Source organism: Neorhizobium populisoli, from assembly GCF_019430945.1.
Classification (GTDB): domain Bacteria; phylum Pseudomonadota; class Alphaproteobacteria; order Rhizobiales; family Rhizobiaceae; genus Neorhizobium; species Neorhizobium populisoli.
This window is the reverse complement of sequence record NZ_JAHYCB010000005.1, coordinates 236,359-249,568: the sequence shown is the minus strand read 5'-3', so window position 1 is coordinate 249,568 and position 13,210 is coordinate 236,359. Positions and strand designations below refer to the sequence as shown.

The window sequence follows — 13,210 nt, the reverse complement described above, 5'->3', positions numbered from 1 at the left end:
CAGCGGACCAATAAGAGCCTCTGCGTTAACTTCAAACGCCGTCATGCTCGGACCTCTCCCGAGCATCTATCCATGTTTAATTTGCTGAACCGGCTTAGATCCTAGGGACAAGCCCTAGGGTGACGAATGCGGGGCTGTATGCGCTCAAAACAAAAGCCCGGCGATTACTCGCCGGGCTTTTCTGTATTGAACTAGCCGAACCGCTTATTCCGCCGCTTCCTGCGGCTTCAGCACGCCGCGGCGGATCTGATCCTCCTCGATCGACTCGAACAGCGCCCGGAAATTGCCCTCGCCAAAACCTTCGTCGCCCTTGCGCTGGATGAATTCGAAGAAGATCGGGCCGATCACAGTCTTCGAGAAAATCTGCAGCAGGATCTTGGTCATGCCGCCGTCGACGACGCCTTCGCCATCGATCAGGATACCGTGTTTCTTCATCCGCTCGATTGGCTCGTCATGGCCGTTCACGCGGGCGCCGGACATTTCGTAATAGGTGTCAGGTGGGCCAGGCATGAATTTCAGGCTGTTGCCGGCGAGCTTGTCGGTCGCTTCGTAGATGCCGTCGGTACCGACCGCGATGTGCTGGATGCCTTCGCCCTTGTACTTCTTCAGGAATTCTTCGATCTGGCTGGTCTCGTCCTTGGACTCGTTCAGCGGAATGCGGATCTTTCCGCAGGGCGAGGTGATCGCCCGGCTCATCAGGCCGGTGATGCGGCCGTCGATGTTGAAGAAGTGGATCTGCTTGAAGTTGAAGAGTTCGCGGTAGAAGGCCCACCACTTGTCCATCTGGCCGCGATAGACATTGTGGGTCAGGTGGTCGAGATAATAGAAGCCGACGCCCTGAGGCTTCGGGTCCTTGGCGCCCAACCATTCGAACTCAGCTTCGTAAGCGGAGCCCTTGCCGCCATACGTCTCGATGAAATAGAGAAGCGAGCCGCCAATGCCGACGATGGCCGGCACGTCGAGCGTCTTGTCGTTTCCTTCATAAGGTACTGCGCCCTTGGCGACGGCATGGTCGAAGGCGTGCTTGGCGTCAACCACGCGCCAGGCCATGGCGGGGGCGCAGGGGCCGTGTTCATCGACAAAGCGCATGGCATGGCTGCCCGGTTCGGCGTTGAGGATGTAGTTGATATCGCCCTGTCTCCAGACGGTGATGTTCTTCACCTTGTGCTTGGCGACCGGCTTGTAGCCCATGCGGGTGAAAAGCTCTTCCAGCTTTTGCGACTCCGGATGGGCGAATTCGACGAACTCGAACCCATCGGTACCGGCCGGATTGTCGGCGCTGATCACGGAAACCGGTGCATCGTGCGGGAAAGGACCCATGGCAAACTCCTCCTGAATAGGTGCATGCCATAATGATGCAGGTTGAACGCATTGTGTTTGCAATCTCGACGGCCTTTTGCTTCGATTGCGCATGATCCGTGCAGATTTGAAAGCTGAGATGCATGATGGAAGCGTTGGACGGTTTTGACCTGAAAATCCTGAGTCATCTGCAGGATGACGGGCGGCTGACGAACAACGAATTGTCGGAACTGATCGCGCTCTCACCGTCTCAATGTTCGCGGCGGCGGGCGCGGCTGGAGGGCGAGGGTTATATCCAGACCTACCGGGCGCATCTCGACCGGCAGAAGCTTGGGCTCGACCTTCTGGTGGTCATCGCGGTGACGCTTGCCACTCATAACCGCGATAACGCAAAGCGTTTCCAGAAACTGGTCGAAGACCTGCCGGATGTGCTCGAATGCTTTTCGCTGACCGGCGAGATGGACTATCATTTGAAAGTGGTGACCCGCGATCTCGCGGGTCTTTCCCACTTCGTCAACGACGTGCTTTTGCCGCATGAGAGCGTGCAGCACGTCAAGACGTCCATCGTACTCAATGTGCTGAAGGATTTTGGCGGATTGCCGGTTCGGAACCACGCCAAGCCTTGATCAGAGGTCGTCGGGCTCGGGCAGCTTTTTGCCCCTGGCGCTCTTGCGGATGACCGTCTCGACTTTCGCCAGACCTTCCGCAAGCGCTTGAACGCCGGTTTCGCCGATCTCCGCGTCCAGCTCGGCCTGGTATTGGCGGGCGAGCTCGATGAGCTCCCTGTAGGCCTGCTGACCGGCCGCCGTCAGTTCGAGATTTTCGAGCCGGCGGTCTGCCTCATCCTCCGTCCGCTTCAGCCAGCGGCGCTGTTCCAGTGCCGCCACCGCGCGGCTCACCTTGGTCTTGTGCATCGAGGAATGCACGCCGATCGCCTTCGCCGTCATACGGCCGGAACTGCCGAGTGCGGCGAGCGTGCGCCATTCCGGCCGGGTCATGCCGTATCTGGCCTTGTAATGGGCGGCAAAGCGCAGGCCGACGAATTCGGCGGCGCGGTTCAGCCGATAAGGGAGAAATTGTTCGAGTTCGAAATTGTCCATGGTCTTATCGTTGATGGTTACAAAATTGATGGTTACATTTGCAACCATATCTTTGACATGGGAGGAATATACCATGCTGGACAAGATCGACCCGAAGGCCGCACAACTTGCCGTCGATAAGGCTGCTCTCGCCTATATGCCGGGATTCGGTAATGATTTCGAGGCGGAAAGTCTTCCCGGCGCATTGCCACAGGGACAGAACAGCCCGCAGAAATTGAATTACGGGCTTTATGCCGAACAGCTCTCCGGCTCGCCTTTCACCGCGCCACGCGGCACCAACGAGCGCTCCTGGCTTTACCGCATCCGGCCGAGCGTTCGGCATTCCGGCCGCTTCACCAAGATCGACTATCCGCTGTGGAAGACAGCGCCGCATGCCGCAGAACATTCGCTGGCTTTGGGCCAGCTGCGCTGGAGCCCGCTGCCAGCACCGACCGAGGAAACGAATTTCCTGCAGGGCATTCGCACCATGACGACGGCGGGCGATGCGATGACGCAAACTGGCATGTCGGCGCATGTCTATGCGTTCAATGCCGACATGGTGGACGACTATTTCTTCAATGCCGATGGCGAGCTGATGATCGTGCCGGAGGCTGGCTCGATCCGTGTCTTTACCGAGCTCGGCAAGATGGATCTGGAGCCGTCGGAAATCTGCATCATTCCACGCGGCATGATGTTCAAGGTTACCCGTCTCGGAGAGGAAAAGGTCTGGCGCGGTTATATCTGCGAGAACTACGGCGCCAAGTTTACCATGCCGGATCGCGGTCCGATCGGCGCCAACTGCCTTGCCAATCCGCGTGATTTCAAAACGCCGGTCGCAGCTTACGAGGACAAGGAAACCCCTTGCCGGGTGCAGGTGAAATGGTGCGGCAGCTTCCACGTCACCGAGATCGGCCATTCGCCGCTCGATGTGGTCGCGTGGCACGGCAATTACGCGCCCTACAAATACGACCTGCGCACCTTCTCGCCGGTCGGCGCCATTCTCTTCGACCATCCTGACCCGTCTATCTTCACGGTGTTGACCGCTCCCTCGGGTGAGGAGGGCACGGCGAATGTCGATTTCGTCATCTTCCCGCCGCGCTGGCTGGTGGCCGAACACACGTTCCGGCCGCCCTGGTATCACCGCAACATCATGAGCGAGTTCATGGGCCTGATCTGCGGCAAATACGATGCCAAGGAAGAGGGTTTTGTGCCGGGTGGCATGAGCCTGCACAACATGATGCTGCCGCACGGGCCGGATTTCACCGGTTTCGAAAAGGCGTCGAACGGCGAACTCAAGCCGGTCAAGCTTGAGAACACCATGGCCTTCATGTTCGAGACGCGCTTTCCGCAACAGCTTACGAAGTTCGCGGCCGAGCTCGAAACGCTGCAGGACAATTACATCGATTGCTGGACAGGGCTTGAGCGTAAATTCGACGGAACGCCGGGTATCAAGTGAGAGACTTCGCCGACATTCGGTGCAATGATGCATGTGGCGTTGCCTTATCGGGCGTACGCCACACATTCTAAAATACTGCCTTGGAGAGAGGGGCAGACAAAGGGGAGATACATGAAGCTTGCGACGCTGAAGGATTCCACGCGCGACGGCCGTCTGGTCGTGGTGTCGAAAGACCTGACCACCTGCTCGGAGGTCGGACATATCGCCCGCTCGCTGCAGGCGGCACTGGACGACTGGGCGCATGTCGGTCCTAGACTTGCCCGCGTTGCGGAGGGGATCGAGACCGGTGCGCAGCCGACGCATCGTTTTCACGAACATGATGCATCGTCGCCGCTGCCGCGTGCCTTCCAGTGGGCGGATGGTTCCGCTTACCTCAATCACGTCGAACTCGTGCGTCGGGCACGCAATGCCGACATGCCGGATAGTTTCTGGACCGATCCGCTGATGTACCAGGGCGGTTCCGACGCCTTTCTCGGCCCGCGCGATCCGATCATGCTCGCCGACGAAGCCTGGGGTTGCGACATGGAAGGCGAGATCGCCGTCATCGTCGATGACGTGCCGATGGGCGCTTCGGTCGAAGACGCACGCGATGCCATTCGTCTCGTCATGCTGGTCAATGACGTTTCGCTGCGCAGCCTGATCCCGGCGGAACTCGGCAAGGGGTTCGGCTTCTTCCAGTCGAAGCCGTCTTCGACCTTCTCTCCGGTCGCTGTGACACCGGATGAGTTGGGTGATGCCTGGGATGGCGGCAAGCTCACTTTGCCGCTCAAGGTCGATCTGAACGGCAAGCCGTTCGGCCGCGCCAATGCCGGGGTCGACATGACGTTCGATTTCCCGCAACTGATCGCCCATGCGGCGAAGACGCGCCCGCTGATTGCCGGCACGATCATCGGTTCGGGTACCGTCTCCAACAAGCTCGACGGTGGACCCGGCAAGCCGGTCGCGGATGGCGGCGCTGGTTATTCCTGCATCGCGGAAATCCGCACGATCGAGACGATCAATCTCGGCGTGCCTAAGACGCCCTTCCTGCATTTCGGCGACGTGGTGCGGATCGAGATGAAGGATGCCAAAGGCCATTCGATCTTCGGCGCCATCGAGCAGACCGTGACGAAATACGAGAAGGCTTGATGAACGAGACGGTTCTTTACGATTACTGGCGGTCCTCGGCGAGTTATCGCCTGAGGATCGCCCTCAACATGCTGGCGGAAACGTTTCGTACCGTTCCGGTCAACATGCTCACCGACGATCATCGATCCAAGGAACATCTGGCCCGCAACCCGCAGGGGCTGCTGCCGGTTCTTGAGATCGACGGGCACACATTCACCCAGTCGCTGGCGATCGTCGAATATCTCGATGAAACGCGCGGCGGCGCCTTCCTGCCGGGCGATTCCGTCGGACGGCAACGGGTGAGGGCGCTTTCCTATGCCATTGCGATGGAGATCCATCCAGTCTGCAATTCGAGTATCGGCGAGCATGTCATGGAGATCACCGGCGGAGGAGAGGAGGCGCGTGTCGCCTGGATGCAGAAATTCATCGGACGGGGGTTGGTCGCTTTCGAAGAGCTGCTGAAATCGTCCTCCACCGGCCAGTTCTGCCACGGTGACCGGCCGACCATGGCGGATATCTGCCTTGTGCCACAGGTCTACAATGCACGGCGCTGGGGAGCGGATTTGAGCGCCTGCCCGAAGCTTGTCGAGATCGCCGAGCGCTGCCTCGACCTGAAGCCCTTTGCTGTGGCGCATCCGGACAACGCGCCTCGCTGAGCCTCATTCATGCCGGAATGGAAATAGTCCATTGGCATTTCAGACGATACCCGCCTCCGCGGTTTTCTGGCATAGGCTGGATAGCCTATTCTTATTGCGGAGGAGAATTTCATGCTGACCATTAAGCGTTTGAGCCTCGAAGATGCGCGCGTGCTGATCGCCGGTGCGCGTGCCAAGGCGGAAGAGATCGGTGTGCCGATGTGCATCGCCATCACGGACGAATCCGGCCAGCTGATCGCTTTCGAGCGCATGGACGGCGGCAAGATCACCAGCACGATCATCGCGCAGGACAAGGCCTATACCGCAGCCGGCGCCAAGCGCACGACGGAGAGCTATGGCACCGCCAGCCAGCCCGGCAGCCCGGCCTATGGCATCAATTCGGCGATCGGTGGGCGCCTGCTCGTGGTTGCCGGCGGTTTGCCGGTCATCGTCGACGGCGACGTGGTCGGCGGTATTGGACTCAGCTCCGGCACGCCGGCGCAGGACACGCAATGTGCGCAGGCCGGTGTGGATTTCTTCCTGAAATCGTTCTGAGATCTCCTCTCAAGAGATTGCCTTATCGAAGGGCGGAGTGATTTTCCCGGCATTAGGTCTGGCGATCCGTACCCGGCTCATTATAGTGGCGGACCTAACCATTCCGTCCCTTCGAAGCATTCAAGGTATTTCCATGACGCTTGCCATTTCCGCACAAGACATTGACGACAAGGCTTTGATCGAAGAGCTGAAACAGTGGGTGGAGGTGGAGACGCCGACGCTGAATGCCGAAGCCGTCAACCGGTTGGTTGATCGTGTCGAAGGCATCGCCAAGGCGGCGGAGCTGGAAACGGAACGGCTTCCCGGTACGCTCGGCTTCGGCGATATCCTCGCAGTGCGCTCGCCGCGTCCGGCCGGCAGCAACGAGAAGACGGTGCTCATTCTCGCGCATCTCGATACAGTTCATGCGGTCGGCGTTATTAACGACCAGCTGAAGATGCGGCTCGAAGGCGACAAGCTTTTTGGCCCCGGCATCTACGACATGAAATCCGGCGCGCTGATGGCGCTGGAAGCAATGAAAATTGCGTTGAAGCATGGCAGCAAGATGCCGATCGACCTGATCTTCGTACCGGATGAGGAGATGGGCAGCCTTTCCTCGCGTGCATTCATGGAAGATGCCGCCCGCAAGGCCGGTTACACGCTGGTGGTCGAGCCGGCCCGCGACGGCGGCAAGGTGGTCGTCGCCCGCAAGGGCGTTGCGATGTATGACGTGGTGGTGCGTGGTCGTGCGGCACATGCGGGTGCAAGGCCGCAGGATGGTCGCAGTGCGATCCGCGCGGCGGCCCGACTGGTGCTGGAGCTTGAGGCGCTCAACGATACGGAGCGTGGCGTCACCGTGACTGTCGGTACGATCCAGGGCGGCACGGGTCGCAATACGGTTCCGGCGGAATGCAAGCTGCAGGTCGATGTGCGGGTGCCGAACGATGCAGTTGCCCAAGAAATTACCGGTAAGATTGAGGCGATGCTGCCGATCGATCCGGATATCACGTTCGAGATCGACGGCCGGATGAACCGGCCGCCCTTCGCTCAGTCGGACGAGGGCAGGCGCCTGTTCGACGTGGCGGCAGGCATCGCCGGCAATCTCGGCATCGTGCTGGAAGGCATGGCGACGGGTGGCGGTTCGGACGGCAATTTTACCGCCGCGCTCGGTGTACCGACGCTCGATGGTCTCGGCGCGGATGGCGCCGGTCCGCATACGTTCAACGAGCATATTTTTGTCAGCAGCGTTGCGCCGCGGACTGCGTTGCTTGCCAATTTGATGATCGAGCTGGAAGCGAAGTAACCGAGCATCCGCCGATGAGGCGGATGGCACCTGAGTTTGCCCCTCACCCTAACCCTCTCCCCGCATGCGGGAAGAGGGGACGTGCCCCAAGCTGGGTCGAGATAGCTTAAAGCCGGTGCGGCATACTTCCTTCTCCCCGTCAAAACGGGGAGAAGGTGCCGGCAGGCGGATGAGGGGCAGAGCTATGTGTTTGCCCGCTAAATCCTCAAGTCGCCTGCCCGGTCGTCACCGCCTCGTCCAGCACATCCTCGGGAATGTCGTCGAACGACGCATAGTTGAGGTTATAGAGCTTCGAGTAGAGCTTCCTGTTGCGCATCAGTTCCGTGTGGTTGCCGCTTTCGATCAGCTCGCCGTTCTGCAGCACGATGATGCGGTCGGCCTCGCGGATGGTCGCCAGACGGTGAGCGATGACGAGGCCGGTGCGGCCTTCGAGCAGCTTGACCAGCGCCTTCTGGATCAGCATTTCCGTATAGCTGTCGATATTGGCTGTCGCCTCGTCGAGCACGAGGATTTTGGCGTCAGCGACGAGCGCGCGGGCGAAGCTGATCAGCTGGCGCTGGCCGAGCGACAGGTTGCCGCCGCGCTGGCCGAGAATGCCGTCATAGCCGCCGGGCATGCGCATGATGAAGTCGTGGGCGCCGACGGTCTTGGCCGCCTCGATCACCTCTTCACGTGTCGCATCGGTCTTGTGATAGCGGATATTGTCGAACACCGTGCCGGTGAACAGGAAGGGCTCCTGCAGAACCATGGCGATCTGCCGGCCAAGCGAATCCTGGGTCAGGTCCCGCACGTCGTGGCCGCCGACCAGAACCTGGCCGCCCTGTACTTCGTAGAAGCGATGGATCAGCGACATGCAGCTCGACTTGCCGGAGCCGGTGGGGCCGACCAGCGCGACCGTCTCACCCGGGTTCACCTTGAAGCTGACATGTTTCAACACCGGATGTTTCGGATTGTAGCCGAAGACCACGTCCTTGAACTCGACCGAGCCGTCCATATCCGGCGAAAGTACCTTGGCGTTCGGCGCATCCTGAATGTCTACCGGCACGTCGAGCACTTCGGTCAGGCGCTGGCCGGATGCCATGGCGCGCTGCATGACGGAATATTGCAGGGTGAGCGAACGGATCGGGTCGAAGAAGCGCTGGATGTAGAAGAGGAATGCGACCATGACGCCGACGTCGAGCGCCTGGTTCAGCACGCGCGAACCGCCGACGACGATGACGAGCGCCATCGCGAGACCGGTCAGAGAGTCTACGATCGGTACCATGACCTGCGCGTATTTTGCCGCCGTCAGATGGGTCCGGAGGTTGGCATGCGCCTTGTCGTCGTAAAGCATGAAGTTGACGCGCTCACGGTCCATGCTCTGGACAGCGCGCACGCCGTGAATGGCTTCGGCCAAGGCGCCATTGGCGATCGAGTTGGTCTCATGCGCCGCCATGAACGATTTTCTGGCGCGCGGCAGCCAGAAAAGGCGGACGACGAACAGGACCGGCAGGGCGCAGAGCGTCAGCAGTCCGAGCTTGAAGTCCAGATAGAGCATTACGAAGACGATGCCGAACAGCAGCGCTATATCGCCGACCGAAAGCACGGAGGTTTCGAGGAATTCTTGCATGGAGTTGACGTCGCCCTGCAGGCGCGACATCAGCCGGCCGACTTCCGTCTTGTCCATCCAGGAAAGTGAAACCCGCTGCAGATGGCTGAACATCGCCTTGCGGATGTCGAAAAGCACGTCTTCAGCGACGCCGCCGACCAGCATTTCCTGCAGGTAGCTCGCCCCGAAATTGATGATGATTGCCACGAGGAAAACGACGATCGACCAAGTGAGTACGTGCCAGTCGGCGCTGCCCTGCTGCATGCCGTGGTCGATCGCATATCGGATGATCAGGGGAATGAGGAGCTGCATCGCCGTGAAGCTCAGGACGGCAGCCACCGCCCAATAGATCTTCGTGCGATAAGGCTCGACGAAGGTCCAGATGCGCTTGATGATATTGCTGTCGAACACCTTGCCGAAGATTTCCTCTTCGATGCGGTGCGAGCCGACCACGGCACGGGGCGGCCGGCGGCCGTCTTCGCGGACGTCGGCGCGTTCGGTTTCCAGTTCTTCTGCCATGTCGTCCTCCTCAGGCGCTCAATATGTCGTCGCCGGGACGAACCTGCAGATCGTAAAGTGCCTTGTATCGTCCGCCGAGTGCCAGAAGCTCCTCGTGGGTACCGCTTTCGACGATGCGGCCGTCCTCCATGAAGAGGATGCGGTCGGCATGCATCAGCGAACTCAGCCGATGCGCGACGATCAGCGTCACGCGCTCTGCCGCGTATTTGCGCATGGCGGAACGGATGCGCTGTTCGGTGCCGGCGTCGATCGCGGCCGTGGAATCGTCGAAGACCATGACGGCGGGACGCAACATCAGGGCGCGGGCGATCGACAGGCGCTGGCGCTGACCGCCGGAGAGAGACACGCCGCGTTCGCCGACCACAGTCTCGTAACCGGTCGGCAGGCCGAGTACGTAATTGTGCAGCTGGGCGCTTTCGCTGGCGCGCTCGATACGGGCTTCCTTCGCCCATGGGTCACCATAGGCAATGTTGTTCTCGATCGTCGTGGTGAACAGGAACGAATCCTGCTGCACGACGCCGACCGATCGGCGCAGCGACTGCAGCGTCGCCGTGCGGATGTCTTGCCCATCGATGGTGATCCTGCCGCCACTGACGTCGTAGAAGCGAGGGATCAGGTGGGCGAGGGTGGACTTGCCGCTGCCCGGAGGACCGACGATGCCGATCGTCTCGCCGCGCTTGGCCTCGAAGGTGACGCCGGTGAGCACTTGGTTCTTGGCGGCGCTCGGATAGGCGAAGTTGACGTTTTCGAAGCGCAGCGTGCCGTCGGTGACCTTCAGTTCGCTGGCGTTCTTTCCGTCCTTGATGGCGATGTCGAGATCGAGCAGTTCGAACAGGCGGGCGCCGCAAGTCGAGGCGCGGGCAAAGGCGTTGACCATCAAGCCGAGTTGGCGAACCGGCATTTGCAGGATGGTCATGAAGGTGAGGAAGGAGGTCAGCGTGCCGACCGTCATCTGGCCTGCCATGACCTTGGTGCCGCCAACCCAAAGCACGAGGCCCATGGCTGCGAAGAACGAGAGGGTCATGGCGCTGGTATTGGCGACGCGGATGCCGACGCGCTGATGGGCGAGCGTGACCGCGCTCTGTGAGGCGACTTCGAACTTGTCCATCTCGTGTTCCTGCGCTGCGAAAGCGCGGACGACGCGGATGCCGCCGAGATTTTCTTCCATCACGCGGGTGAGGACCGAAAGGCGCTCCTGCAGATCGAGCCAGGTCGCGCGCAGGCGCAACTGGGTGACCGACGAGCGCCAGCCGACGAAGGGCACAAAGCTGAGTGCCAACAGCCCAAGAACCACGTCCGTCGAAATAAGCATGTAGGCGCCGATGCCGATCAACATGGTGAGGAGCACCATGCGGACTAGGGCGGTCGAGAAATACATGCGCACGCCTTCCAGATCGAGCAGGCCAACGGTGATCAGGTCGCCCGAATGCATGCTGTCGTGGAAGCTGAAGGAAAGCCGCTGGATCTTCTCGTAACAGGCCAGCCGCAGCCGGTAGCCCATATGGTGGCCGACCGCTTCGCTGTAATAGTTCTGGATCAGCGTGAAGATACCGCGCAGCACGCTGGCGCCGAGCAGCAGGAGCGCTGTGGTGAGCAGCGCGTCCTGGGCCATCTGGCCGGCATTGCCGCCGGTCAGCGCCACCTGCGTGTGATCGACCGCTTGGCCGAGAAGCCGCGGGATCATCAGCTGGAAGGTGGATGCCACGAGTGTCGCGCCGATGGCGAAGCTCGATTGCCAGGGATGGCGAAACGCCATGACGGTAATGCGGGTGAGGATCGAGAAGCCCTTGCCCCAACCCGCTGCATTCACCAGCGCCAGCGAAGCCAACGGCTTCGCGACGCGATCTGTTGCATCGCTGCTCACGGTCTTATTCCAAAAATGAATCAATGAACCGGATAAAAATCCGGGAAGACGGCCATTCTGAGGTGAATGAATGGTCATGTCTAGCGAACATAAGTGATCGAGTCGGTCAACAGATTTGATAAAAGCAAATTTCATTGGATGACGGCGGCGGTTGCGCGCCGGCCGGTTTTCTTCCAAAGGAAACGCATCGGATTGTTCAGCCAGGCGAGTTTCATGACAAGCGGCCTCCACCACATCACCGCCATTACCCGTAAAATCCAGGCAAATGTGGATTTCTACGTCGGTTTCCTGGGCTTGCGGCTTGTCAAGCGTACAGCGGGTTTCGAAGATGCGCAGCAGCTTCATCTGTTCTATGGCGATGGCGCTGCATCACCCGGTTCGCTGGTGACGTTCCTTGCCTGGGAAGACGGGTCGTTCGGGCGCGTCGGGCATGGCGCGCCAAGCGAAATCAGTTTTGCTATTTCACCGGAGGCTATCGGCTTCTGGCTGACGCGGGCCCTCCAGCACAACATCAAGCTTTCCGGGCCGGCGCAGGAATTCGGCGAGCCCGTCCTGCGCCTGACCGATCCGGATGGAATCATCATCAAGCTTGTCGGTGTCGGGGAGATCGCTCCGTGGGTCTGGTGGGAGGGTGGCGGCATTGCCGAACCGGATGCGATCCGCAGGCTGCGCGGCGCGACTATTCTTTCCGAAAAGCCGGATGAGACGGCTGAATTTCTGACCCGGCATATGGGCCTGCGGCTCGGCGCCAAGGAAGGGACCATCCAGCGGCTGGTGTCCGATGCGATGGATGTCGTCGATGTGCGTGATGCGGGCGGTTTCTGGACGGCGGCGCCCGGTACCGGGACGATCGATCATATCGCGCTCCGTGCGCCCGATCGGGCAAAGGTGGAAGAGGTGCATGCGGGTCTGGCTGCCGAAAATGCGGGCGAGATGAATATGCATGATCGAGAATATTTCTATTCGCTCTATGTGCGCGAACCGGGCGGGACACTGATCGAACTTGCGAGCGACGGGCCGGGATTTGCGACGGACGAGACGCAGGATACGCTCGGGACGCAGCTCTTCATTCCAAAACATTTCAAGCAGGATCCAGACATATTGCGGGTCATGCTGCCGCAGTTCGGCCTGCCGGGCGAAGAGCGCGTGATCTATCGCGATCTGCCTTTCGTGCATCGCATCCATATGCCGGAGGAATGGGACGGTTCGACGCTGGTCCTTTTACACGGCACCGGTGGCAATGAAATAACGATGCTGCCTTTCGGCCGCAACACCATGCCGAATGCCATGCTCATCGGCGTGCGCGGGCGCTCCAACGACGAAGGGCATCCGCGCTATTTCCGCCGCTTCAGCCGGACGACCTTCGATCAGAAGGAGATCGTTTCGGAGGCGGAGGCGTTCGCCGCTTTCGTGGAAGAACTGGTACCGGCCTATGGTATCGATCCGGCGCGGACCGGCTTTGTCGGCTGGTCGAACGGCGGCAACATGATCGGCGCAGTCATGCAGCTTCATCCGGGGGTGATCCGCAAGGCGGTGCTTTTACGCTCGATGAATTGCCTGGAGGAGAAGCCTGTTGCCGATCTTTCCGGAACGCAGGTTCTCTCGCTCAGCGCGAAGGATGATTTCTACGGTCATCTGGCGGCGGAAATCGAAGGCCGGTTACGGGATGCGGGCGCGGACGTGGCCGCGCAAAAGCTCGATGCCAACCACGGCATTGGTCATGAAGACGAGATGATTTCTCGCCAGTGGTTGGTCGAACGCTTCTCGTGACAACCTAGCCGTATCGTCATCCTCGGCCTTGTGTCGAGGATGCGCAGGTTACGATG

The 13,210-nt window shown here is 60.3% G+C and carries 11 protein-coding genes; 7 read left to right on the top strand and 4 right to left on the bottom strand.

The annotated features are described in order from the left end of the window. Nucleotides 1-204: 204 nt before the first annotated feature. Entirely contained in the window at nucleotides 205-1,320 is a 1,116-nt protein-coding gene (hppD, locus tag KX729_RS15355; RefSeq protein WP_219743346.1) for a 4-hydroxyphenylpyruvate dioxygenase, read from the bottom strand. A 125-nt stretch (nucleotides 1,321-1,445) separates the two neighbouring features. On the opposite strand from hppD, the gene KX729_RS15350 reads away from it, so the two are divergent. Then, on the top strand, nucleotides 1,446-1,925 hold the full coding sequence (locus KX729_RS15350; protein ID WP_219743345.1) for an Lrp/AsnC family transcriptional regulator: 480 nt from the start codon (nucleotides 1,446-1,448) through the stop codon (nucleotides 1,923-1,925). Here the strand turns inward: KX729_RS15350 and KX729_RS15345 are convergent, their stop codons facing one another. Further along, complete coding sequence (locus KX729_RS15345; protein WP_219743344.1) at nucleotides 1,926-2,399, bottom strand: MarR family winged helix-turn-helix transcriptional regulator; 474 nt, start codon at nucleotides 2,397-2,399, stop codon at nucleotides 1,926-1,928. It lies immediately after the preceding gene. A 73-nt stretch (nucleotides 2,400-2,472) separates the two neighbouring features. Between KX729_RS15345 and hmgA the strand changes: the two genes are divergently transcribed. The 5 genes from hmgA (at nucleotide 2,473) to KX729_RS15320 (ending at nucleotide 7,413) form a co-directional block, all read left to right on the top strand. Continuing rightward, nucleotides 2,473-3,834 (top strand): homogentisate 1,2-dioxygenase, encoded by a 1,362-nt coding sequence (gene hmgA, locus KX729_RS15340; RefSeq protein ID WP_219743343.1) that lies wholly within the window; start codon nucleotides 2,473-2,475, stop codon nucleotides 3,832-3,834. Nucleotides 3,835-3,945: 111 nt separating this feature from the next. Next, complete coding sequence (locus KX729_RS15335; RefSeq protein WP_219743342.1) at nucleotides 3,946-4,962, top strand: fumarylacetoacetate hydrolase family protein; 1,017 nt, start codon at nucleotides 3,946-3,948, stop codon at nucleotides 4,960-4,962. Continuing rightward, complete coding sequence (gene maiA / locus KX729_RS15330) at nucleotides 4,962-5,597, top strand: maleylacetoacetate isomerase (protein WP_246617622.1); 636 nt, start codon at nucleotides 4,962-4,964, stop codon at nucleotides 5,595-5,597. Before KX729_RS15335 ends, maiA begins: the two co-directional genes overlap by 1 nt. Before the next feature lie 111 nt (nucleotides 5,598-5,708). After that, on the top strand, nucleotides 5,709-6,131 hold the full coding sequence (locus KX729_RS15325; RefSeq protein ID WP_219743341.1) for a GlcG/HbpS family heme-binding protein: 423 nt from the start codon (nucleotides 5,709-5,711) through the stop codon (nucleotides 6,129-6,131). Between the two features lie 133 nt (nucleotides 6,132-6,264). Continuing rightward, a complete protein-coding gene (locus tag KX729_RS15320; RefSeq protein ID WP_219743340.1) occupies nucleotides 6,265-7,413 on the top strand; it encodes a M20 family metallopeptidase in 1,149 nt (382 codons plus the stop codon). A 205-nt stretch (nucleotides 7,414-7,618) separates the two neighbouring features. Here KX729_RS15320 and KX729_RS15315 read toward each other — a convergent pair whose 3' ends face one another. Together KX729_RS15315 and KX729_RS15310 are read right to left on the bottom strand one after the other, a co-directional pair. After that, a complete protein-coding gene (locus tag KX729_RS15315) occupies nucleotides 7,619-9,520 on the bottom strand; it encodes an ABC transporter ATP-binding protein (RefSeq protein ID WP_219743339.1) in 1,902 nt (633 codons plus the stop codon). Nucleotides 9,521-9,530: 10 nt separating this feature from the next. Continuing rightward, a complete protein-coding gene (locus KX729_RS15310) occupies nucleotides 9,531-11,384 on the bottom strand; it encodes an ABC transporter ATP-binding protein (protein ID WP_219743338.1) in 1,854 nt (617 codons plus the stop codon). A 213-nt stretch (nucleotides 11,385-11,597) separates the two neighbouring features. Between KX729_RS15310 and KX729_RS15305 the strand changes: the two genes are divergently transcribed. After that, nucleotides 11,598-13,154, top strand: coding sequence for a VOC family protein (locus KX729_RS15305; protein WP_219743337.1), 1,557 nt, complete (start codon nucleotides 11,598-11,600; stop codon nucleotides 13,152-13,154). Nucleotides 13,155-13,210 lie beyond the last annotated feature (56 nt).